General features: G+C 62.9%; 23 protein-coding genes and 1 pseudogene. 12 read left to right on the top strand and 12 right to left on the bottom strand.

Translation table 11 applies throughout. From position 1 onward, the window contains the following. The first annotated feature begins 59 nt into the window (after window positions 1–59). Window positions 60–1,283 (top strand): argininosuccinate synthase, encoded by a 1,224-nt coding sequence (locus tag X760_RS67870; protein ID WP_023721903.1) that lies wholly within the window; start codon window positions 60–62, stop codon window positions 1,281–1,283. Window positions 1,284–1,348: 65 nt separating this feature from the next. Here the strand turns inward: X760_RS67870 and X760_RS77410 are convergent, their stop codons facing one another. Beyond that, a complete protein-coding gene (locus X760_RS77410) occupies window positions 1,349–1,759 on the bottom strand; it encodes a hypothetical protein (protein ID WP_198030555.1) in 411 nt (136 codons plus the stop codon). 13 nt (window positions 1,760–1,772) lie between these two features. Between X760_RS77410 and X760_RS67875 the strand changes: the two genes are divergently transcribed. Beyond that, window positions 1,773–2,267, top strand: coding sequence for a hypothetical protein (locus X760_RS67875; RefSeq protein WP_245278720.1), 495 nt, complete (start codon window positions 1,773–1,775; stop codon window positions 2,265–2,267). Between the two features lie 58 nt (window positions 2,268–2,325). On the opposite strand, the gene X760_RS67880 is transcribed toward X760_RS67875, so the two are convergent. Further along, the gene (locus X760_RS67880) at window positions 2,326–3,126 is read right to left on the bottom strand and encodes a lytic transglycosylase domain-containing protein (protein WP_023721906.1); all 801 of its coding nucleotides are present in this window, start codon (window positions 3,124–3,126) and stop codon (window positions 2,326–2,328) included. Window positions 3,127–3,311: 185 nt separating this feature from the next. On the opposite strand from X760_RS67880, the gene X760_RS67885 reads away from it, so the two are divergent. The 7 genes from X760_RS67885 to rpsP all read left to right on the top strand — a co-directional run bounded on the left by X760_RS67885 (window position 3,312) and on the right by rpsP (window position 10,239). Beyond that, complete coding sequence (locus X760_RS67885) at window positions 3,312–4,559, top strand: NAD(P)/FAD-dependent oxidoreductase (RefSeq protein ID WP_023721907.1); 1,248 nt, start codon at window positions 3,312–3,314, stop codon at window positions 4,557–4,559. A gap of 90 nt (window positions 4,560–4,649) precedes the next feature. Further along, complete coding sequence (locus X760_RS67890) at window positions 4,650–5,747, top strand: putative zinc-binding metallopeptidase (protein WP_023721908.1); 1,098 nt, start codon at window positions 4,650–4,652, stop codon at window positions 5,745–5,747. 63 nt (window positions 5,748–5,810) lie between these two features. Next, window positions 5,811–6,413 carry a DUF1236 domain-containing protein gene (locus X760_RS67895; protein WP_023721909.1) on the top strand — a complete coding sequence of 201 codons (603 nt, stop codon included), beginning with the start codon at window positions 5,811–5,813 and terminating at the stop codon, window positions 6,411–6,413. Between the two features lie 147 nt (window positions 6,414–6,560). Further along, on the top strand, window positions 6,561–7,529 hold the full coding sequence (locus X760_RS67900) for a type II CAAX endopeptidase family protein (protein ID WP_023721910.1): 969 nt from the start codon (window positions 6,561–6,563) through the stop codon (window positions 7,527–7,529). 312 nt (window positions 7,530–7,841) lie between these two features. Then, a complete protein-coding gene (gene ffh / locus X760_RS67905) occupies window positions 7,842–9,452 on the top strand; it encodes a signal recognition particle protein (protein WP_023721911.1) in 1,611 nt (536 codons plus the stop codon). Window positions 9,453–9,459: 7 nt separating this feature from the next. After that, on the top strand, window positions 9,460–9,786 hold the full coding sequence (locus tag X760_RS67910; RefSeq protein ID WP_023721912.1) for a chorismate mutase: 327 nt from the start codon (window positions 9,460–9,462) through the stop codon (window positions 9,784–9,786). Window positions 9,787–9,837: 51 nt separating this feature from the next. Beyond that, a complete protein-coding gene (gene rpsP, locus X760_RS67915; RefSeq protein WP_023721913.1) occupies window positions 9,838–10,239 on the top strand; it encodes a 30S ribosomal protein S16 in 402 nt (133 codons plus the stop codon). 93 nt (window positions 10,240–10,332) lie between these two features. Here the strand turns inward: rpsP and X760_RS67920 are convergent, their stop codons facing one another. Then, entirely contained in the window at window positions 10,333–10,596 is a 264-nt protein-coding gene (locus X760_RS67920) for a YMGG-like glycine zipper-containing protein (protein WP_023680734.1), read from the bottom strand. Between the two features lie 191 nt (window positions 10,597–10,787). Beyond that, window positions 10,788–11,198, bottom strand: a complete 411-nt coding sequence (locus X760_RS67925; protein WP_023721914.1) for a DoxX family protein — start codon at window positions 11,196–11,198, stop codon at window positions 10,788–10,790. Between the two features lie 259 nt (window positions 11,199–11,457). Here X760_RS67925 and X760_RS67930 point away from each other — a divergent pair. Beyond that, window positions 11,458–11,860 (top strand): annotated as a pseudogene (locus X760_RS67930) (ACT domain-containing protein). Window positions 11,861–11,863: 3 nt separating this feature from the next. Here the strand turns inward: X760_RS67930 and X760_RS67935 are convergent. The 3 genes from X760_RS67935 to X760_RS77415 form a co-directional block, all read right to left on the bottom strand. Beyond that, the gene (locus X760_RS67935) at window positions 11,864–12,316 is read right to left on the bottom strand and encodes a GNAT family N-acetyltransferase (RefSeq protein ID WP_023721915.1); all 453 of its coding nucleotides are present in this window, start codon (window positions 12,314–12,316) and stop codon (window positions 11,864–11,866) included. A 90-nt stretch (window positions 12,317–12,406) separates the two neighbouring features. Continuing rightward, complete coding sequence (locus X760_RS67940; protein WP_023721916.1) at window positions 12,407–13,441, bottom strand: aspartate-semialdehyde dehydrogenase; 1,035 nt, start codon at window positions 13,439–13,441, stop codon at window positions 12,407–12,409. Between the two features lie 104 nt (window positions 13,442–13,545). Continuing rightward, entirely contained in the window at window positions 13,546–13,695 is a 150-nt protein-coding gene (locus tag X760_RS77415; RefSeq protein ID WP_023721917.1) for a hypothetical protein, read from the bottom strand. Between the two features lie 200 nt (window positions 13,696–13,895). Here X760_RS77415 and X760_RS67945 point away from each other — a divergent pair, with 200 nt between their 5' ends. Together X760_RS67945 and X760_RS67950 are read left to right on the top strand one after the other, a co-directional pair. Then, complete coding sequence (locus tag X760_RS67945; protein ID WP_023721918.1) at window positions 13,896–15,728, top strand: DEAD/DEAH box helicase; 1,833 nt, start codon at window positions 13,896–13,898, stop codon at window positions 15,726–15,728. An 88-nt stretch (window positions 15,729–15,816) separates the two neighbouring features. Next, the gene (locus tag X760_RS67950; protein WP_023721919.1) at window positions 15,817–16,530 is read left to right on the top strand and encodes a DUF805 domain-containing protein; all 714 of its coding nucleotides are present in this window, start codon (window positions 15,817–15,819) and stop codon (window positions 16,528–16,530) included. A gap of 58 nt (window positions 16,531–16,588) precedes the next feature. Here the strand turns inward: X760_RS67950 and leuB are convergent, their stop codons facing one another. The 5 genes from leuB to leuD form a co-directional block, all read right to left on the bottom strand. Beyond that, window positions 16,589–17,692, bottom strand: a complete 1,104-nt coding sequence (gene leuB, locus X760_RS67955) for a 3-isopropylmalate dehydrogenase (RefSeq protein ID WP_023721920.1) — start codon at window positions 17,690–17,692, stop codon at window positions 16,589–16,591. A gap of 140 nt (window positions 17,693–17,832) precedes the next feature. After that, entirely contained in the window at window positions 17,833–18,183 is a 351-nt protein-coding gene (locus tag X760_RS67960; RefSeq protein ID WP_023721921.1) for a VOC family protein, read from the bottom strand. A gap of 51 nt (window positions 18,184–18,234) precedes the next feature. Next, on the bottom strand, window positions 18,235–18,618 hold the full coding sequence (locus tag X760_RS67965; protein WP_023721922.1) for a RidA family protein: 384 nt from the start codon (window positions 18,616–18,618) through the stop codon (window positions 18,235–18,237). 148 nt (window positions 18,619–18,766) lie between these two features. Next, a complete protein-coding gene (locus X760_RS67970) occupies window positions 18,767–19,696 on the bottom strand; it encodes a hypothetical protein (RefSeq protein ID WP_023721923.1) in 930 nt (309 codons plus the stop codon). Window positions 19,697–19,756: 60 nt separating this feature from the next. Beyond that, window positions 19,757–20,362 carry a 3-isopropylmalate dehydratase small subunit gene (leuD, locus tag X760_RS67975; protein WP_023721924.1) on the bottom strand — a complete coding sequence of 202 codons (606 nt, stop codon included), beginning with the start codon at window positions 20,360–20,362 and terminating at the stop codon, window positions 19,757–19,759. Between the last annotated feature and the right edge of the window lie 78 nt (window positions 20,363–20,440).

Raw genomic sequence — 20,440 nt, forward strand, 5'->3', positions numbered from 1 at the left:
GCAGCCCCGAAACGCCGTGATACCTCGCCCGCAAGAATCCTGTCGCGGAACCGCCCACCATGTCGAAAGCAAAAGCCGTCAAGAAAGTCGTGCTCGCCTATTCTGGCGGCCTTGACACCTCGATCATCCTGAAATGGCTGCAGACCGAGCTCGGCGCCGAGGTCGTGACCTTCACCGCCGATCTAGGCCAGGGTGGCGAACTGGAGCCGGCTAGGCGCAAGGCCGAGATGATGGGCATCAAGGATATTCGCATCGTCGATGTCCGCGAGGAGTTCGTATCCGATTTCGTCTTTCCGATGTTCCGCGCCAACGCTGTCTATGAAGGCACCTATCTGCTCGGCACCTCGATCGCCCGGCCACTGATCTCGAAACATCTTGTCGAGATCGCCAGGGAGACCGGCGCCGATGCGATCGCCCATGGCGCCACCGGCAAGGGCAACGATCAGGTGCGTTTCGAACTCTCGGCCTATGCGCTCAACCCCGACATCAAGGTCATCGCGCCCTGGCGCGACTGGTCGTTCAAGTCGCGCACCGATCTGATCAATTTCGCCGAGCAGCACCAGATTCCGGTGCCGAAGGACAAGAAGGGCGATGCGCCGTTCTCGGTCGACGCCAACCTGCTGCATTCCTCCTCCGAGGGCAAGGTGCTGGAAGACCCGTGGAGCGAGCCGCCGGAATTCGTCCACCAGCGCACCATCTCGCCGATGGATGCGCCGGATGAGGTCACAGAGATCGAAATCGAATTCCTCAAGGGCGATCCCGTCGCGCTCAACGGCAAGAAACTGTCGCCGGCAACGATGCTGGCGGCGCTGAACGATGTCGGCCGCGACAATGGCATCGGCCGGCTCGATCTGGTCGAGAACCGTTTCGTCGGCATGAAATCGCGCGGCGTCTACGAGACCCCCGGCGGCACCATCCTGATATCGGCCCACCGGGCGATCGAATCGATCACGCTCGACCGCGGTGCCGCCCATCTCAAGGACGAGTTCATGCCGCGTTATGCCGAGCTGATCTATAACGGCTTCTGGTTCGCGCCCGAGCGGCTGATGCTGCAGGCGATGATCGACAAGAGCCAGGAAGACGTCGAAGGCATCGTGCGGCTGAAGCTCTACAAGGGCAACGTCATGGTCACCGGCCGCAAGTCGAGGAAGACGCTCTATTCCGATGCGCTGGTCACCTTCGAGGACGACCGCGGCGCTTACGACCAGAAAGATGCCGAAGGTTTCATCCGCCTCAATGCGCTGAGGCTGCGCACGCTGGCGGCGCGTGGTCGTAAAGGCTAAGTATATATTCATGAAAATCCTGCTTAGCCTGGATCCATACTCTTAGTGAGCTAATGTAGTTATTTCTAATGACAGCTGCAGGGCTTTTCTTGCTTGACCTCATGGCCGGATTGTCCAATTTTTTTTTGGGCAATGGGGCTGTAATAATGCGACTTGGTCTTTTGATTTTGACGGCGATGTTTGGCATTCTGGCGGGCTGCCAGACCGGACAGGACACCACGAAGAAGGATCCCCAGGCGGGATGCATCGCCGCTGTCGCTACATGGACCATTACGTTCAAACATGAGATCGCAGCCTTCATGGGCGTTTCTCAGGAACGCATGCCGAGCCTCTTCTGCCGGCGCTTGGGCGATGCGGTGCGCAGCGGCCGAATTGGCTTCTCCGACATAAACAGCCTTCAGCTCGACCAATCCACCGACATCTGGAAGGTCATCAAAGGGAAGTGAGTCGGCGATGGTTAGTTTGCGACGCGCCACGCGACTTCCGCTGATGTTGCTGGCGGGCCTGGCAGCAGCCGGAGCGGAGGAATTCGATCCCACCTCGCTCGACCTCGCCGCGCTGGTTGAATGCAGGGCCGACGTGCCGGCCTATAACGGATTCGCCTTGTGGCTGAGCGGTGAGCCCGGCGCGGCGGAAAAACTTGGCTGGAAGGAAGTCACCGCCGGCAATCCTTTCCTCAGGCAATACGAGCTGCCGGCCACGGTCGGCGTCTTCGGGCGCGAAACGGCGGCCGTCGTCCTTACCGCGACCGGGCCGATGGCGGTGTTTGACGATGTTTCCGCGCCCGATCTCGCTCGAGCGCTCGGCGTCACAGCGCAAATCTCGACACCGGACAAATTCCTTGGCGAGAAGGTGCTCGTCGAAAGCAGCGAGGAAGCCGACGGCATGACATTTTCCACGCACATTGCGCTCAATGTCTCAACCGTTAATTCACATCCCGGCAAGGTTCTCGCCGGCTGCTCCTACGCGCTCGACGTGAAATAGAAAGCCCGGCGCATGGCCGGGCTTTGTGTCGAATCATTCTATCGAATAGAGATTTCTGTCAGTCGGCATCGATGGCTGTGGCCATGCGGGCGATGGCCTGTTGATAGACGCTAGCGGAATTCCAGCCAGCGATTGCGCCCATATTCGCCTGCGCGCTCGCTCCGGCCCGCCAACCATGGCCCTTGAGGAAGTTGGCCGTGGAAGCCAACGCAGTGCTCTTGTCGCGCAGATTTTTGTTGCCGACGCCATACGTCAAAACATTTCCGGGCAGGAACTGCGTGTGGCCGATCTCGCCATGTGCGGCACCGACCGACGAGGCGCTCAACGCTCCGCGATCGACCAGCTTCAGGGCTGCAATGGCATGGGGATAGAAGAACTCCGGACGGCGGCAATCATAGGCGAGCGTTAAAATGGCAGAGACCGTATTCTGGTTGCCCATGGCGGAACCGAAGCCCGTCTCCATACCCCAGATGGCGATCAACACACCCGGCGACACGCCGTAATTCCGTTCGATCTTGTCGAACAGCGCCGCATTGGCCTTCTTCAGCGCACGGCCCCTGGCAATGATCGCGGACGCGCCACGGCGCTTCATGAAAGCTTCGACCGAGCCGCTGAAAGCCTTATGGATGGCGCGGTCGACGGAGATCGTCTTTGTCGCGTAGGTTGCGCGAGCCAGAGCGGCCAGACCCTTCGAGCCGACACCGTCGGCCTTGGCCTCCGCGGCAAACTCCGGTTTCCACGCCTCGAAGCCGGCGCCGTTTTTGCCACAACTGGCCGCCGCCTGCGCGCCCGTCGCCAGCGCAAGCACCGCCACCACCGTGGCCACTACAAACATCTTCCCCTTGGCAAGAAATGCCATGCTGCTCTCCTGGTTGCCTGAATCACGTTCCCAATTGCGAATTTGCCAGCGAAACACCTGCTTGTCACTGTCCCGGCGCTGCGCCGATGCACTCAATACAGCAGGAACTTCAAATCCACCACACTGGCGGATGCCCGGGAATTTGCCTACGATCAAGTAATTATTGTGGCGGGGACAGAATAAGCATGAAAGACGTTGATGTCGTGATCGTCGGCGCCGGTTCGGCCGGACTTTCGGCTGCCAAGACCCTGCGCGCCGCCGGTTTTTCCTTCAAATTGTTAGAAGCGATGAACCGCGTCGGCGGCCGCGCCTGGACCAGCGACCAGCATTTCGGCGTGCCGTTCGACATCGGCTGCGCCTGGCTGCATGCGGCAGACCGCAATCCCTACTTTCCCGAGGCGAAAGCCGCCGCCTGGACGCTTCATCACCACGACATGAATGTCGATCATCTCTACTACCGCGAGCGAAAGGCAAGCGAAGCCGAAGAGGCCGCGATGAAGGTGGCCGACGCAAGACTGCTCGAACTGGTGGCGGCACATCAGGTGAGGGAAGGCGACGATGACCGCCTTTCGGCATTGCTCGCCAAAGGCCACGCGCCGCGCGCCGCCGCAACCTTCGCGGGGCCGATGGATTTCGGCGCCGACGAGGACGAGATATCGATCCGCGACTTTCAGGCCGCCGCCGATCTCGATCCGAACTATTTCACCAGGGAAGGCTTCGGCACGCTGGTTGCGCGCTTCGGCGCCGACGTGCCGGTGGAGCTGTCGACGCCGGTGCGCAAGATCCTCTGGGATGGGCCGGGCGTAGCCTGCGTCACCGATCGCGGTACCATCCGCGCCAAGGCTGTCATCGTCACCGCCTCGCCGGCAGTGCTCGCCTTCGAGGAGATTGCGTTCTCGCCCGCACTCCCCGATGGGCATTTCGCTGCCTTCTTCGATCTGCCGATGGGCATGCTGACCAAGCTGCCGGTCGAAATATCCGGCACGAGGCTTGGCTTGGAGCCGTTCGACGATTTGCTGATCGAGCGGCTGGCCCGGCACGACATCTACTTCCTCTGCTTTCCCTTCGACTTCGATTTGATGGTCGGTTTCGTCGGCGGCGATTTCGCTTGGGAGATGTCGGCGGTGGGCGAGGCGGCCGGCATCGACTTCGTCGTCGACCGGCTCTGCGGCATCTTTGGCGGCGACGTACGAAAGCATGTCGGACGCGCAATGATGACCAATTGGGGCGCTGAGCGGTTTGTGCGCGGCGCCTATGCGGCGGCGCGGCCCGGCCGCTCGCAAGCGCGCGCCACGCTGATGCAGCCGGTGGCGGAAAAGATCTTCTTCGCCGGCGAGCATTTGGCCGGTCCGCTGATGCAGACCTGCGGCGGCGCCAGATTGTCGGGCGAGGCAGTGGCCAGGGAGGTCGTGGCCCAGCTTGCGGCAAAATAGCATCGGCCGGCAGGAACGTGGGCCGGTGACAGGCGTTTGGCCTTGTCCTGTTCGCCTCGTCCTCCGCATTTCGAATGATTTGAGACGCCAATGAAGCTTTTCGACTGCCCGCATTGCGGCCACCGTCTCTATTTCGAGAACGCGCAATGCCTGAACTGCGCCAGCCTCGTGCTCTATGATCCCGAGCATGCGCGTTTTGTGCTGTCCGGCATCGACGACATCTTCCAATGCACCAACGCCGACGAATGCGCCTGCAACTGGATGGCGGAGCCTGGCCACGCCTTCTGCCGCGCCTGCACGCTGAACCAGCTGATCCCGGATCTGTCGGTCGACGGCAATCGCCGCCGCTGGATCCGTGTCGAGGCGGCAAAGAAGCGTGCCGTCTATTCGCTGCTCGCCTTCGGCCTGCCGGTCGCATCCAAGCAGAATCCCGGCGACGAGATCGGCCTCGCTTTCGATTTTCTTGCCGATCCTATCGGTGGCGGTCCCGGTGGCGAGCGTATCCTGACCGGCCATGACAACGGCCTGATCACGCTCAACGTCGCCGAGGCGGACTCGGCTGAGCGCGAGCGGCGGCGCGTCGAGATGGGCGAGAACTACCGCACGCTGCTCGGCCATTTCCGCCATGAGCTCGGCCATTACTATTGGGACCGCCTGATCCGTGACGATCCGCAAAAGCTTGCCGGTTTTCGCGTTTTGTTCGGCGACGAACGCGCCGGCTACGAACAAGCGCTGAAGACCTATTACGCCGATGGCGCGCCGCCCGACTGGCAGCAGCGCCATATCTCGGCCTATGCGACGTCGCACCCGTGGGAGGACTGGGCCGAGACATGGGCGCATCACATGCACATCACCGACACGCTGGAGATGGTGCATGCGCTGAATTTCCCGCTCGGCCGGCTGGAGACCGTCGAAGCCAACGAGCTGCCGCGCGCCGATACCGGCGTCGAGCTGCAGCCGGCACCATCGGAACCCGCCACCAGGCCGGAGCCTTTCGAAAAGATCCTCGACCGCTGGCTGGTGCTGTCGGAAGCTTCCAACTCGATCAACCGCTGCATGGGCCTGCCCGATCTGTATCCCTTCGTAATCTCCGACGTGGCGGCGCAAAAGCTTGCTTTTGTTCACGAGCTTTTGACTGACCTGCCGAAAACTATTGGAACAAATCGTGAGCCGGCGGAGGCTTTTTAGCCGGAACGCATGCCGCTTTGCTTCGTTTTCGGTCCCGAGGGACTGTGAAACGGAGAGAAAACCATGAAACGCATATTGTTTCCGGCGGTGGCCGGAGCGCTCATAGCGATGTCGGGCTCTGCTTTGGCCGAAACCGCCGTCTCGGCCATCACCGATCTCAATGTACGCGCCGGCCCCGGCCCGCAATATCCGGTCATCGGGGTACTCGCGGCCGGCCAGTCGGCGACGCTCGACGGCTGCATCGCCAACAGCAAATGGTGCACCATCGCCGAGGCCAACGGCCAGGGCTGGGTCTATTCCGACTATGTGACGGCCGATTTCGGCGGCAGCCGTGTGGTCCTGACACAGCGTCCGGCCGGCGCCGACATTGCCGTCGTGACACCGCCTGCCGATAGCGCCGAATATTCCGACAGCTATACCGGAGCGATCGTTGCCGGCGAGGCGATCGAGCCCATCCGGCGGCCGCCGGCGGAAATCCGCACCTATGTCGAAACGAACCGGCTCGATCCGGTCTATCTCGAAGGCGAGGTGGTTACCGGCGCGATGTTGCCCGACACCGTCGAACTGCGCGAGATACCCGATTATGATTATCGCTACGTCTATGTGAACGGCCAGCCGGCGCTGGTCGATCCGAGCAGCCGGCGTATCGTGTACGTCGTGCGCTGACGCGCAAAACAGGGCGGTCGCCCTGTAATGGCGGCCGCTCACACCCCGACATTGCCACAAGCCGGCATTGCCGCTGCAATACCGGTTTCCACTTTTGCGTCCGATGCTCTAGATCATGCGAGCCGAAGCACCAGCCAGCGAGCCCGCGTGACGATCGACCCGACCGCCTTCCAACAGTACCGGCACACCGCCAACGAGAAGACCACTTTGCCGCGCCTTCTGCTTGGAACGGTCGTCGTCATCCTGTTCTGGCTCGGAATCACTGCCGCCGTGCTGTTCGGCGGCACCTATGCCTTTGCCGTTTGGCAGGCGTCGTCTGGCACCGCCCCGCCAGGTGGAGGAGCGGTGCAGGATTTCATGGCCTCTCCAGCGGGCATCCTCGCGGCGCTGGCTTCGTTTGCCGGAATCTGGCTCGGCCTTTGGGCTGCCATGCGCTGGATCCATCGCGAGAAGCTGACGGCCCTGATCGGCGTCAGCCGGCGCATTTCATGGTCGGGGTTCCTGAAAGGGCTGGCCGCCGTGCTGATCACCTCGCTGCTTTCCGAGATCCTGCTTTACGGCCTGCAGCCCGATATTGCGCGCGGTACGATCGGCCTGTCCTCGTGGCTTTTGTTCCTGATCCCGATCGCTGCGCTGACCTTTCTGCAGACCTCGTCGGAGGAGATGCTGTTTCGCGGTTATCTGCTCAGGGGCCTGGCGAGCCGGTTCCAGAACCCTTTCATCTGGGCGCTGCTGCCGGGATTGCTGTTCACCTCGCTACATTGGAGCCCAGGCTCGAGCGCCGCGATCAATGCCTGCGTGCTGGCCTCGATCGCCGCCTTTGCGCTGCTTCTGACGCTTCTGGTCTATGCAACCGGCAATCTCGGTGCCGGCTTCGGCGCCCATCTCGGCAACAATCTGACCGGCTTCCTGCTGATTTCGCACCAGCAAAGCTATAATTCCTTCGCCCTGTTCAACGCCAAGCCGCTCGAAGCCGCCGGCTGGACGACTTCAGACGCCGTCCTCATCGCCGCGATCGGCATCGTCAGCAGCCTGTTGACCGTTCTGCTGCTTTTGCATCCGCGCTCCCCGCTGAAGGTCGAGCCGGATATGGCGCGCGCCAGCAGCGTGCGCTGATGCGCCTTGCCTGGTGGTCCTGAGCATATTTGGCGCAAAGCCTGACCAAAGCTTGACTCCGCGGCCGATTTCCTGTCTACACGCCGCGAAATTCCGCGACGAGTATTCCTCCGAGCAAACCGACCGGGACGCCGAAACCTCTTTGAGGTGAAGTGCTGTAAATCGATCCCGGAGGCCAACACCCGGCAGCGCTGTGCGCCCCCGGGTGCTTTTTGGCTTTGGGCTTTTGCCCGGACCGGCTTTTGCTTGGACAGCTGGCGCGAACGCATTACCTCTCGGGCATCATCCGGGTGCCAGGGAAAAGGAAAAAGAATGTTTGAATCGCTACAGGAACGTCTTGGTTCGATCCTGAACGGCCTCACCGGCCGCGGCGCCTTGTCGGAGGCGGATGTCTCGGCGGCGCTGCGCGAGGTGCGCCGCGCGCTGCTCGAGGCCGACGTGGCGCTGGAAGTGGTGCGTTCCTTCACCGACAAGGTGCGCGAGAAGGCCGTCGGCGCCGCCGTGGTCAAGTCGATCAAGCCCGGCCAGATGGTCGTCAAGATCGTCCATGACGAGCTGGTCGAGATGCTCGGCGCCGAGGGCGTCGCCATCGACCTCAATGCGCCGGCTCCGGTCGTCATCATGATGGTCGGCCTGCAAGGTTCCGGCAAGACGACGACCTCGGCCAAGATCGCCAAGCGGTTGGCCGAGCGCCAGAACAAGAAGGTCTTGATGGCCTCGCTCGACACGCGGCGTCCCGCCGCGCAAGAGCAGCTCCGTCAGCTCGGCGAGCAGGTCAAGGTCGCGACGCTGCCGATCGTCGCCGGCCAGACGCCAGTCGACATCGCCCGCCGCGCCGTGCAGGCGGCAAAGCTCGGCGGCCACGACATCGTCATCCTCGACACCGCCGGCCGTACGCACATCGACGAGCCGTTGATGGTCGAGATGGCCGACATCAAGAAGGTGTCGTCGCCGCACGAGATCCTGCTGGTTGCCGATTCGCTGACCGGCCAGGACGCCGTCAATCTGGCGAAAAGCTTCGATGAGCGTGTTGGCATCACCGGCCTCGTGCTGACCCGCATGGACGGCGACGGTCGCGGTGGCGCAGCACTCTCGATGCGCGCCGTCACCGGCAAGCCGATCAAGCTGATCGGCATCGGCGAAAAAATGGACGCGCTGGAGGAATTCCACCCCAAGCGCATCGCCGACCGCATCCTCGGCATGGGCGACATCGTCAGCCTCGTCGAAAAGGCAGCCGAGAACATCGACGCCGAGCAGGCGGCGGCGATGGCCAAGAAGATGCAGTCGGGCAAGTTCGACCTGAACGACCTCGCCGGCCAGCTTCAGCAAATGTCGAAAATGGGTGGCATGGGCGGCATCATGGGCATGATGCCGGGCATGGGCAAGATGAAGGACCAGATGGCCGCCGCCGGTCTCGACGACAAGATGTTCGGCCGCCAGCTCGCCATCATCTCGTCGATGACCAAGGCCGAGCGCGCCAATCCCGATATTCTGAAGCACTCGCGCAAGAAGCGCATCGCCGCCGGCTCGGGCACCGACGCGGCCGAAATCAACAAGCTGTTGAAGATGCATCGCGGCATGGCCGACATGATGAAGGCGATGGGCGGCAAGGGCAAAGGTGGCGGCCTGATGCGCGGCATGATGGGCGGCCTCGCTTCCAAGATGGGGCTCGGCGGCATGATGCCCGGCATGGGCGGCCAAGGCGGCATGATGGGCGGCGGCATGCCCGATCTGTCCAAGATGGACCCCAAGCAGCTCGAGGCCTTGCAGAAGCAGGCACAGGCGGCCGGGCTCGGCGGCATGAAGGGCCTGCCCGGCGGCTTTCCCGCTGGCGGTGGCCTGCCTGGCTTGCCCGGCGGCATGAAGCTCCCTGGTTTGCCGGGATCCGGCGGCGGGCTGCCTGGCCTCGGCAAGAAGAAATGAGGGCGCCATGAACGAAGAAAAGGACATGGCTGACGCGCGCGCGGCGCTGGTCAATTATCGCGCCTCGATCGACAACATCGACGCGGCGCTGATCCACATGCTGGCCGAGCGCTTCCGCTGCACCAAGGCGGTCGGCGTGCTGAAGGCGGAGCATGGCCTGCCGCCTGCCGATCCGGCACGCGAGCAGCAGCAGATCGCCCGTCTTCGCCAACTGGCGAAGGACGCCCATCTCGACCCGGATTTCGCGGAAAAATTCCTGAACTTCGTCGTCCGCGAAGTGATCCGCCATCACGAGCAGATCGCCGCATCCAACGGCATAACGAAAACCGGCTGAGGACCAGCCACCAACCGATCAACCAAATCAGAGCTTTTTAGGAGAAAAGAAATGCCACTGAAAATCCGACTGGCCCGTGCGGGCTCGAAGAAGCGTCCCTATTACCACGTCGTCGTCGCCGATGCCCGTTCGCCGCGCGACGGCCGTTTCATCGAGTCGCTTGGCTCGTGGAACCCGCTGCTGCCCAAGGACGGCGAACGCGTCAAGGTTGACGCCGAGCGCGTCAAGCATTGGCTGTCGCACGGCGCCCAGCCGACCGACCGCGTGCTGCGCTTCCTCGACGAGGCCGGCCTCGCCAAGCGCGAAGCCCGCGCCAACCCGAAGAAGGCCGAGCCCGGCAAGAAGGCGCAAGAGCGCGCAGCCCTGCTGAAGAAGGCGCAGGAGGAAGCTGCAGCCGCTGTTGCCGCCGCTTCCGCCGCGCCGGCCGAGGCGGAAGCCGCCAGCGCCGAATAAGTCATCGATTGCCCTTCACAAAACGGCTGACCAGTCACAAAACGGCGGGCCTTTGCCCGCCGTTTTGCTGTCCATCCGTATGATGCGGCCCGATCAATAGCCTTCCGGGCAACTCGCAACGTAGACACGGCCATTGCGATCGCGATAACGGCACTGGCCGCTTTCGCTGGCACGGCCGATCAGCGCACCGGCCAAGGCGCCGGCCGCACCGCCGATCACCGCGCCCTTGGTCGGGTTGCCGGCCACTGCGGCGCCGACCGCCGCACCGCCCAGGCCACCAACGGCCGCGCCTTGCTCAGTACGGGAGCAGGCACCGAGCGGCACCAGCAGGGCCATCAAGATCATCACCTTTTTCATTGTCGTTCCTCTCCAACAGGGTGCCGTCCTCGCCGCTGCGCCCCCTAACTCGCAACCAGCCAATTTGATCCAAAGAAGAAGATCGGCAGCAGACCGGGCGGCGCTCGATTTGTCCAAAGAGAAGAAAGGCGGCGGCAGACAGCGCCCTCTCTGGCGGCGTGGCCGCCATCGAACGGCTTTGGAAGTCGCTGCTATTGGCTGAACGGGATCAGCGCGCGCACCCTTGGATCGCGCAGATACAGGCCGCCCCAGAGGATGGCGCCGAGGTAGACGCCGAACAGCATATGCGAGAACAAAGGGCTGCCGATACGCACATGCGTGGCGATGGCGCCGCCGAGATAGGCGGTGAGCAGGATGGCGCCGAGCACCGAGGTGCGCGGCAGTACATAAAGTGCTGTCGAGACTAATCCAATGATGCCGAGCATGCGCGAGACATTGGCATCGGCTGGCCAGCCGAGCTGCACCATGGTCTGGGTGACGATTTCGAGCGGCGGTAGCTTGATGACGCCGTCGAAGATCATGAACAGCACGATGACGGCGCTGAGCACGCGACCGGCCCAGAGGGCGCGCGGTGAGACGGATGCTGCCTGAGACTTGGTCATTGATGTTCCCTCCGGTCGTTGCGAGCACTGGCTTTTCTGCCAGCTCGAACCAAGGACGCGTCCCATGACGGCCATCCGACATGCCTCCAGTGCTTTTTCACTCCGGGGACGGCGACCTTGGATGTGCAAGTTCAGCCAGCAACCAACCTGGCCAAGTCCACCTTGCGAGGTGAGGTGGAGGGCGTTATTGGAAATCCGTAAGGGTATCTCCCGAGCGCTCGACGGCAGCAGCCGCCTAATCGCACAACGAAAGTAAGCGATGGCCGGAGAGACCGACCTGAAAAAGTTGCTGGCGGCAATGACGCCGGAGTTGCTTGCCGGCGTTCATGTCTTCACCACGTTGCCACCTGATGCGGCCGTTCCCAGCTCGATCCGGTAATGCTGTTTCGCGAGCACAGGGCATGACGCTGATCGTGCTTGAAGACCAGGCCAAGACCGCTGGCCTGAAAACCGTGTTCCGCTGCCGGATGCTGACGCTGAACGTCCATTCGTCGCTGGAAGCGGTCGGCTTCCTCGCCGCCATCACCGCGCGGCTGGCCACCGCCGGCATCGGCGTCAATCCGGTCTCGGCCTTCTACCACGATCACCTGTTCGTGCCCGCCGACCGGGCGGAGGAGGCGCTGGATGTTTTGCAGAAACTCGCTGCGGACGCCGCACGATAAGGATCAATGCCTTCGGACGTACAAAATGTCGGGCAATCGCTCTTCATTGTTCGTGCCGTTGCCCAAAGCTTCCGCGCGAAAACCATGGCGCTCGTAGAAGCGCCGAGCGCCTGAGTTCGACTGAAAGCAATGCAATTTCACAACCGGCAAATTCGCGGTTGCTTGTGTCAGCAGCCGGGCGCCGATGCCTTGTTCAGTCCAGGCAGGATCCAGATAGAGCTGCTCGACCCATTCTCCTGCAACGGCGACAAAGCCAACAATGGCCGCGTCGATTTCGGCGACCGTCACGTGCTGCTGCGCCAGCACGGTGCCGCTGATGAAGGCCATCTCCTCATCCGGTGTATGCAGGACCGGCATCCAGTCGAACGACGAAAGCGCTGCGCGCATGATCCTGGCAATTGCGCCTGCGTCCGACCCGTTAGCCGGACGCAGCGCGATTTTAGTCGCAATGCTCATCTCACAAGCCTGCGACCGCGGGCCGCCGGCCGTCCGGCGCCCCCGCGGAGGGCCAGCCGCGAAGCGGCGATGCGGCCCGTGAGCGAGAAGTTATGCCGCCTTCTTCTTTGGCTGGATCAGCCCGCGCTCGACCAGCAGCTCCGCGATCTGAACCGCGTTGAGTGCCGCGCCTTTGCGCAGATTGTCGGAGACGATCCACATCGACAGGCCGTTGTCGATGGTCGAATCCTCGCGGATGCGCGAGATGAAGGTGGCGTCCTCGCCAGCCGATTCCAGCGGCGTGATGTAGCCGCCGTCCTCGCGCTTGTCGATGACCTGGCAGCCCGGCGCCTCGCGCAGGATCTCGCGCGCCTCATCGGCGGTGATCGGCTTCTCGAACTCAATGTTGACCGCTTCCGAATGGCCGATGAACACCGGCACCCGCACGCAGGTCGCCGTCAGCTTGATCTTGGGATCGAGCATCTTCTTGGTCTCGGCCACCATCTTCCATTCTTCCTTGGTGAAGCCGTCGTCGAGGAAGACGTCGATATGCGGGATGACGTTGAAGGCGATGCGCTTGGTGAACTTCTTGACGTCGACGGAATCGGCGACGAACACCGCCCGCGTCTGCGTGAACAGTTCGTCCATGCCTTCCTTACCGGCGCCGGAGACCGACTGGTAGGTGGCGACGACGACGCGCTTTATGGTGGCGAAGTCATGCAGCGGCTTCAGCGCCACGACCAGCTGCGCCGTCGAGCAGTTCGGGTTGGCAATGATGTTCTTGCGTGTGAACAGCGAAATCGCATCCGGGTTCACTTCGGGAACGATCAGCGGCACGTCCTGGTCGTAGCGGAAGGCCGATGAATTATCGATGACGACGCAGCCCTGCTTGCCGATCTTCGGCGACCATTCCTTGGAGACGTTGCCGCCGGCCGACATGATGCAGATGTCGGTGTCGGAAAAATCATATTGGTCGAGCGTCCGGACCTTCAGCGTGCGGTCGCCGAACGACACTTCCGTGCCCTGGCTGCGCCGCGAGGCCAGCGCCACCACCTCGCTCACCGGAAAGCCGCGCTCTTCCAGTATGTTGAGCATTTCCCGGCCCACATTGCCCGTGGCGCCGACGATCGCAACCTTGAAACTCATCGAAATCTCCTGTCCCTCTCCGCTCGGTTTCTGGAGAAAACCCGCCGGCCAATGCGGGTTTCACCCCGGGCCGGACCCGGGAGAGGGTGGTTAGGCCAAGGGAATCAGACCGTTTTGGTGGTCGTTTTACCGGTTTTTTTGACCAAGAACGTGGTTTTGCTGGAACGGAAAGGCGCACCGAGACGTCCGGCCCAATGGTTCGCATTGGGGCCGGGGATGTCGAAGGCAAGAAGCGCCATCAAAAGGCCGCGCATCGAAAACTATCCCGTTCGGTGCCGGCTTTTACGCGGTTTGCGTAAGGAGTCAATCGCAACCAGGCGGATCGCCCGCCCTGTACAATGAGGGCGGCACGAAGTACGAACGGGCATCGTTTGGCTCGTGGCGCCCGTCGTGGCGCTTGCCGACATCAGACCCGTCGCCGGGCATTTAAGAATCCGAATTTCGAAAGAAGCATATGTCCAACTTCGAAGCTATTGTCCCCGCGCTGGCAAAGGCGCTGGAAAAACGCGGCTATGTCGAGCTGACACCGGTGCAGAAAGCGGTTCTTGAGCTCGGTCAGGCCGATGCGCTGGTTTCAGCCCAGACCGGCTCCGGCAAGACCGTCGCTTTCGGACTGGCCTTGGCGCCGACGCTGCTCGACGGCGCCGAGCGCTTTTCCCACGCGGCGGCACCCCTGGCGCTGGCCGTGGCGCCGACACGGGAGCTGGCCCTGCAGGTGACGCGCGAGCTGGAATGGCTCTACGAGCTGACAGGCGCCACGGTGTCGTCCTGCGTCGGCGGCATGGACATGCGCACCGAGCGACGCGCGCTGGAGCGTGGCGCCCATATCGTCGTCGGCACGCCCGGCCGCCTGCGCGACCACATCACCCGCAATTCTCTCGACATGTCGGCGCTCAAGGCAGTCGTGCTCGACGAGGCCGACGAGATGCTCGATCTCGGCTTTCGCGAGGACCTGGAATTCATCCTCGACGCCGCCCCTGCCGAGCGCCGCACGTTGATGTTTTCCGCGACCGTGCCGCGCTCCATCGCCACGCTGGCCAAGGGCTACCAGCGCGATGCCGTGCGCATCTCGGCCTCGGGCGAGGAGAAGCAGCATCTCGACATCGAATACCGGGCGCTGGGCGTCGCGCAGGCCGACCGCGAAAACGCCATCATCAACGTGCTGCGGTACTATGAGGCGAAGAACGCGCTGGTGTTCTGCAACACGCGTGCCGCCGTCAATCACCTGACAGCGCGCTTCAACAACCGCAACTTTTCCGTCGTGGCACTGTCCGGCGAGCTGAGCCAGAACGAGCGCAGCCACGCGCTGCAGGCGATGCGCGACGGCCGCGCCAAGGTCTGCATCGCCACTGACGTCGCGGCGCGTGGCATCGACCTGCCCAACCTCGAGCTGGTGATCCATGCCGACTTGCCGACCAACCCGGAGACGCTTCTGCACCGAAGCGGGCGAACGGGACGGGCGGGGCGCAAGGGCGTCAGCGCGCTGATCGTGCCCAACAATGCCCGCAAACGCACCGAGCGGCTGCTGCAGAGTGCCGGCCTTGCGGCGACCTGGGCGAGCCCGCCCTCGGCCGACGACGTGATCCGGCGCGATGACGAGCGCATTCTCGCCGACCCGGTCCTCAGCGAGCCTATGAAGGATGAGGAGCGAGGCTTCGTCCAGGCGCTTCTCGATCAGCACGGACCCGAACAGGTCGCCGCAGCCTTCGTACGGATGTGCCGCTCCAGCCGCTCGGCGCCGGAGGATCTTCTCGACGTCGCACCGTTCACGCCGTCGGGCGAAAAATTTGCGCGCCGGGACGAGGCACCGAGCCGCCGCGACGATTTCGGCGACAGCGTCTGGTTCTCGCTGTCGGTCGGACGCCGGCAGAATGCCGAGCCGCGCTGGCTGATCCCGATGCTGTGCCGGACAGGCGGCATCTCCAAGCGCGAGATCGGCGCCATCAAGATGCAGCCGGAAGAAACCTTCGTGCAGATCGCGGCGGACTGGGCCGAGCGCTTCCTCGCCGCGATCGGCCCCGACCGCAAGCTGCAGGGCAACATTGCGGTCAAGCGGCTGGACGGCACGCCCGATCTGTCGCGGGCCGGCTATCAGGAGCCGCGCCCCGACAAGAAGCCGCACCGCGGCAAGCGGACATTCGATCAGAACGCGCCCAAATTCGAGAAGCGCGCACCGGCTGACCAGCGCCCGGCATTCGAGGCAAGGCCCTGGGCCGGCAAACCGGCCAAGGCGAAATTCGAAGGCGGACCGGCGAAACACAAGAAATCGAAGAAACGGCCGGGGTGAATAGCCTGCCCCTTCCATTTCGCGCACGCCCCTTGCGGTCTACCGGAACTTTGCACAGTCTGGGGCAGGGCAATGGGGTGGGCAGGACATGCGCGGCGAAGTTCTTCACTATGACGAGGACCAGGCCTTCGGTTTCATTACCGGGGCCGATGGCAACCGCTACAGCTTCGCGCGCGAGGACTTGCGCCGCCAAGCGTCGGTTGCCGGAGGCACGACCGTCGAATTCCAGCCGGCTGGCGGACGGGCACGCGATGTTTTTTCGATCCACGCCCAACCTGCCAGTGCACCCGCCCGTGCCTCCGCTGCAACGGCCGCCCCATCTCAGGCCGGCAATGCGCCCGCGGCACGTCAGCCGCAACATTTCGGCCGTTCCGCTGAAAATCAAACCGCCGAATCCACCGGCGTGTGGAGCTACTTCTCGCGTGGCCTGACCGAAAATTATTTCAACTTCGCCGGCCGTGCCCGCCGCAAGGAATATTGGGGCTATTGCCTGTTCTGGACGATCGCGCTGATCGTGGCGACAGGACTCGGCGTCTTCATCGACGACGCCATGGGCAATCTCGACAACAGTGAATTGCCGGCAGTGACGGTCGGCCTTTGCGGCCTCTTCCTGCTGGCGACAGCCCTGCCGTGGTTCGGGCTCAACGTGCGCCGCCTGCACGATATCGGCCTGACCGGCTGGCTCTTCCTGCTTTTCCTGATCCCGACCTTCGGCACCGTGATCATCCTGATCTTTGCGCTGATCCCGACCCAGCCGCGTGAAAACCAGTGGGGTCCGGTGCCGGCGGGTGTCCAAATCTAACCGCGGGAGTGCCGCCGCATCGGCGGCAGTCGCCCAGCGGACGTCGACCTACACAGGATCAGCCCAGGAACTTGGCGATGATCGCGTCGCCCATCTCAGCGGTGCCGACCTCGGTCATCCCCGGCGAATGAATATCCCTGGTGCGCAGGCCCTCGTCGAGCACGGCGGCGATCGCACCTTCGAGCTTGTCGGCTTCAGTCACCATGCCGAAGGAATAGCGCATGCACATGGCGAAGGAGGCGATCATGGCGATCGGATTGGCGATGCCCTTGCCGGCGATGTCGGGCGCCGAGCCATGCACCGGCTCGTAGAGCGCCTTGCGCTTTTTTGTCTTCGCATCCGGCGCGCCGAGCGAGGCCGACGGCAGCATGCCGATCGAGCCGGTCAGCATGGCGGCGATGTCGGACAGCATGTCGCCGAACAGATTGTCGGTGACGATGACATCGAACTGCTTGGGCCAGCGCACCAGCTGCATGCCGCCGGCATCGGCGAGCATATGGTCGAGCTTGACGTCGGCATACCTGGCCTTTTGCGTCTGGCTGACGACCTCGTTCCACAGCACGCCCGATTTCATCACATTGCGCTTTTCCATCGAGGTGACGTGGTTCTTGCGCGTGCGTGCCAATTCGAAGGCAACGCCCGAAATGCGCTCGATCTCGAAAGTATCGTAGACCTGGGTGTCGATACCGCGCTTCTGGCCGTTGCCGAGATCGATGATCTGCTTCGGCTCACCGAAATAGACGCCGCCGGTGAGCTCGCGCACGATGAGGATATCGAGCCCCTCGACCACCTCCTGCTTGAGCGAGGAGGACGCCGCCAGCGCCGGATAGCAAATGGCGGGTCGAAGATTGGCGAACAGCTCCATGTCCTTGCGCAGCCGCAGCAGACCCGCCTCCGGGCGCACCTCGTAAGGCACGGCATCCCATTTCGGTCCGCCGACGGCGCCAAACAGCACCGCGTCCGCCGCCATTGCCTTGGCCATGTCGGCATCGGAAATCGCCGCGCCATGTGCGTCGTAAGCGCAGCCGCCGACAAGGCCCTCATCGGTGACGAAATCGCTGCCGAGCTTGTCGTTCATCGCGGCGATCAGCTTCTTCACCTCGGCCATCGCCTCGGGGCCGATGCCATCGCCGGCAAGCAGGAGAAGATTTTTCGAAGCCATGAGAACCGTCCCGATTATTTTAGCGCATGAACGCGGCCTTGCTAAACGCCAAGCGACCGACGCGCAAGCCTGCGGTTCAGAGCATCGGACCCAAAAGTGGCAACCGGTTTTGGGAAAATCCGATGCTCAAGACAAAACGTCTACAGATGCGAAAGGATATTCACCAGCCTGCCGAACGGGTCGCGCACGAAGAAGCGCCGCACGCCCCAGGGTTCGTCTGCCGGACCGTACTCGATGATAAAGCCGGCCGTCCTCATGCTTTCAAGCGAGGCATCGACGTCGTCGACTTCGATAGAGATGTCCGGCACCGGCGTTCCTGATCCCCCTTCGGCCATGAAACTGACCTGCACGGACATCGTCTCTTGCGAGCCATAGGTAGCGATCCAGCCCATATCCATCTTGAGATCGAGGCCGAGCACATCCTGATAGAAGGGTTGTGCCGCCGCGATATCCTGCGTGTCTATGTTTGCAACGATGCGTCTGACCTTCACCATGGGCCGATCCTCGTGCTAACCGTGTCGTTGTCGCAACCGTGACAGGCATCAGGCTGTGCGCCGCAGCGCCGTCACCTCGATCTCGACCTTCATTTCCGGCTTGTTGAGCTGGCACACGATCATCGTTGCTGCCGGCCTGATCTCGCCAAACGCCTCGCCGAGGATCGGGAACACCACATCTACGAAAGCCGCATCGGTGATGTAGTAATGTGCCCGCACCACGTCAGCCATTTCGAAGCCGCCATCTCGCAACGCCTTGGCGATCGTCGTCAGGCAATTGCGCGTTTGTGCCTCCACGGTCTCCGGCATCGACATGGTCGCATAATCGTAGCCGGTCGTTCCGGACACGAAACACCAGTCGCCCTGCACCACGGCGCGCGAATAGCCGGCGGTCTTTTCGAAGGGCGAACCGGTGGAGATCAGTTTTCGCATGGGTCCTCCGCAAATCGTCGCGGATATCTTGCAGGGAACGAGCCGATCCCGCCATGGGCCAGATAGAACTGACGGTTGTTATGAGTCTCCCGCCTCGACAAAGCCCTCTCGTCCAAGGCGTGGTGGTCACTGCGCTTTGCAAAAGTACCTAATTCGCCGACCCCAGCGCCTTGTCCAGCGCTTCCTTGACGTCGGCCGGCCATGTACTCACCGCTGGCCACGCGTCCGGCTCGGGCTTGTCGCCGCGGCGGGCGAAATAGAGCTTGTGCTTGACCGGGTCGACCGCCATGAAGCCGTCATTGCCGCCGCAATCATGCGGCACGCAGCCGCTGGCAAAAAAGGCGCCCGAAGCGGTCTTCTCAGTTCCGCCGCCGACCAGCAGGCTAGTCGCCATGTCGGGCATGTCCTTGCCGAGCAGCGTCTCGGCTAGCCTGTAGACAGCCTCGTTGTGAAAGGCATCGATGACGTTGTCGTATTTCGACGGATCGACGTCCTTCCAGTCGGTGCCCGGCTCCGGCATATAGGTGAGATTGCCCGAGGTCGTCAGCCCGGCCGTCGGCGACCATTGCAGCGCCGGCTTGGAATCGCCCGGCAAAAGATAGGGTACAAAATAGATGGCGCTGTCGGAGATCGCGGCCGGCGGTGCGCCGCATTCATCCTGCTCGACCGTGACCGTCTGGATCGTGCCGCCTTCCGGCTTCCACACGATCACCTTGGCCGGGCCGCATTGATTGCCGCCGTCGCCGACATCGACCAGCGCCACCTTGACGCCGCCGACCTCGACGATCTTGTCGAAGAAGACGTCGTAATTGCGCGCCAGTTCCTTGCCGTCGAAGGCGAGCACCCGTTCCCCGTACTCTTCCTCCTGGGTGATGGTCAGTTGGCCGCCCTCGAACGGGATCGGCGCCTGTTTGTCATTGTCGGCTAGGGCCGCATTGCTCAACGCGCCCTGGTCGGCGGCCCTGCCGGGCGCATCGTCAGCCGGCACGAGCACCATGTCGGTCTGTGCATGCGCGCCAGCCACCGGCATCAGAATCCACGCCAGCGCGCAGGCCCCGACAAGAAGCGAACGTGTCATGACTGTCCCTCCGTTCAGCCGCCACGAACCCGGCCTGTCGCGGCCGGGGCATCGTACCGCTCAGGCCCAGGGGCGCTCAGCGGCGTTCCTCTTCTCGAACGAAGCGATGGCGCCGGCTTTTTCCATGGTCAGGCCGATATCGTCGAGCCCGTTGAGCAGGCAATGGCGCTTGAACTCGTCGAGGTCGAACTTGACCACGCCGCCGTCAGGCCCACGGATTTCCTTGGCCTCCAGATCGACCGACAGCGTCGCGTTCGAACCGCGCGAAGCATCGTCCATCAGTTTCTCAAGATCTTCCGGGCTGACGGTGATCGGCAGGATGCCGTTCTTGAAGCAATTGTTGTAGAAAATGTCGGCGAACGAGGTCGAGATGACGCAACGGATGCCGAAATCGAGCAGCGCCCACGGCGCATGTTCCCGGCTCGAGCCGCAGCCGAAATTATCGCCGGCGACCAGGATCTGCGCCTTGCGGTAGGCCGGCTTGTTGAGCACGAAGTCCGGGTTTTCCGAACCATCGTCCTTGTAGCGCATTTCGGCGAACAGGCCGGTGCCGAGTCCGGTGCGCTTGATCGTCTTGAGATAATCCTTGGGGATGATCATGTCGGTGTCGACATTGACGATCGGCATCGGCGCGGCGACGCCGGTGAGCTTGGTGAATTTTTCCATGTCCTTGCCCGTCTTCTTCTTGTTGCGGGAAATTGCTGGCGCCCGGTTTACACAAAGCCGCGGGCAAATAAAAGGCGG

This window comes from Mesorhizobium sp. LSHC420B00, from assembly GCF_000503055.1.
In the GTDB taxonomy this organism is placed as follows: domain Bacteria; phylum Pseudomonadota; class Alphaproteobacteria; order Rhizobiales; family Rhizobiaceae; genus Mesorhizobium.

What these genes read in the sequence shown, in the direction of transcription:
- X760_RS67870 (WP_023721903.1), top strand. Translation starts at nt 60, where the DNA reads ATGTCGAAAGCAAAAGCCGTCAAGAAAGTCGTGCTCGCCTATTCTGGC.
- X760_RS67875 (WP_245278720.1), top strand. Translation starts at nt 1,773, where the DNA reads ATGTTGCTGGCGGGCCTGGCAGCAGCCGGAGCGGAGGAATTCGATCCC.
- X760_RS67880 (WP_023721906.1), bottom strand. Translation starts at nt 3,126, where the DNA reads ATGGCATTTCTTGCCAAGGGGAAGATGTTTGTAGTGGCCACGGTGGTG.
- X760_RS67885 (WP_023721907.1), top strand. Translation starts at nt 3,312, where the DNA reads ATGAAAGACGTTGATGTCGTGATCGTCGGCGCCGGTTCGGCCGGACTT.
- X760_RS67890 (WP_023721908.1), top strand. Translation starts at nt 4,650, where the DNA reads ATGAAGCTTTTCGACTGCCCGCATTGCGGCCACCGTCTCTATTTCGAG.
- X760_RS67895 (WP_023721909.1), top strand. Translation starts at nt 5,811, where the DNA reads ATGAAACGCATATTGTTTCCGGCGGTGGCCGGAGCGCTCATAGCGATG.
- ffh (WP_023721911.1), top strand. Translation starts at nt 7,842, where the DNA reads ATGTTTGAATCGCTACAGGAACGTCTTGGTTCGATCCTGAACGGCCTC.
- X760_RS67910 (WP_023721912.1), top strand. Translation starts at nt 9,460, where the DNA reads ATGAACGAAGAAAAGGACATGGCTGACGCGCGCGCGGCGCTGGTCAAT.
- rpsP (WP_023721913.1), top strand. Translation starts at nt 9,838, where the DNA reads ATGCCACTGAAAATCCGACTGGCCCGTGCGGGCTCGAAGAAGCGTCCC.
- X760_RS67920 (WP_023680734.1), bottom strand. Translation starts at nt 10,596, where the DNA reads ATGAAAAAGGTGATGATCTTGATGGCCCTGCTGGTGCCGCTCGGTGCC.
- X760_RS67925 (WP_023721914.1), bottom strand. Translation starts at nt 11,198, where the DNA reads ATGACCAAGTCTCAGGCAGCATCCGTCTCACCGCGCGCCCTCTGGGCC.
- X760_RS67935 (WP_023721915.1), bottom strand. Translation starts at nt 12,316, where the DNA reads ATGAGCATTGCGACTAAAATCGCGCTGCGTCCGGCTAACGGGTCGGAC.
- X760_RS67940 (WP_023721916.1), bottom strand. Translation starts at nt 13,441, where the DNA reads ATGAGTTTCAAGGTTGCGATCGTCGGCGCCACGGGCAATGTGGGCCGG.
- X760_RS77415 (WP_023721917.1), bottom strand. Translation starts at nt 13,695, where the DNA reads ATGCGCGGCCTTTTGATGGCGCTTCTTGCCTTCGACATCCCCGGCCCC.
- X760_RS67945 (WP_023721918.1), top strand. Translation starts at nt 13,896, where the DNA reads ATGTCCAACTTCGAAGCTATTGTCCCCGCGCTGGCAAAGGCGCTGGAA.
- X760_RS67950 (WP_023721919.1), top strand. Translation starts at nt 15,817, where the DNA reads ATGCGCGGCGAAGTTCTTCACTATGACGAGGACCAGGCCTTCGGTTTC.
- leuB (WP_023721920.1), bottom strand. Translation starts at nt 17,692, where the DNA reads ATGGCTTCGAAAAATCTTCTCCTGCTTGCCGGCGATGGCATCGGCCCC.
- X760_RS67965 (WP_023721922.1), bottom strand. Translation starts at nt 18,618, where the DNA reads ATGCGAAAACTGATCTCCACCGGTTCGCCCTTCGAAAAGACCGCCGGC.
- X760_RS67970 (WP_023721923.1), bottom strand. Translation starts at nt 19,696, where the DNA reads ATGACACGTTCGCTTCTTGTCGGGGCCTGCGCGCTGGCGTGGATTCTG.
- leuD (WP_023721924.1), bottom strand. Translation starts at nt 20,362, where the DNA reads ATGGAAAAATTCACCAAGCTCACCGGCGTCGCCGCGCCGATGCCGATC.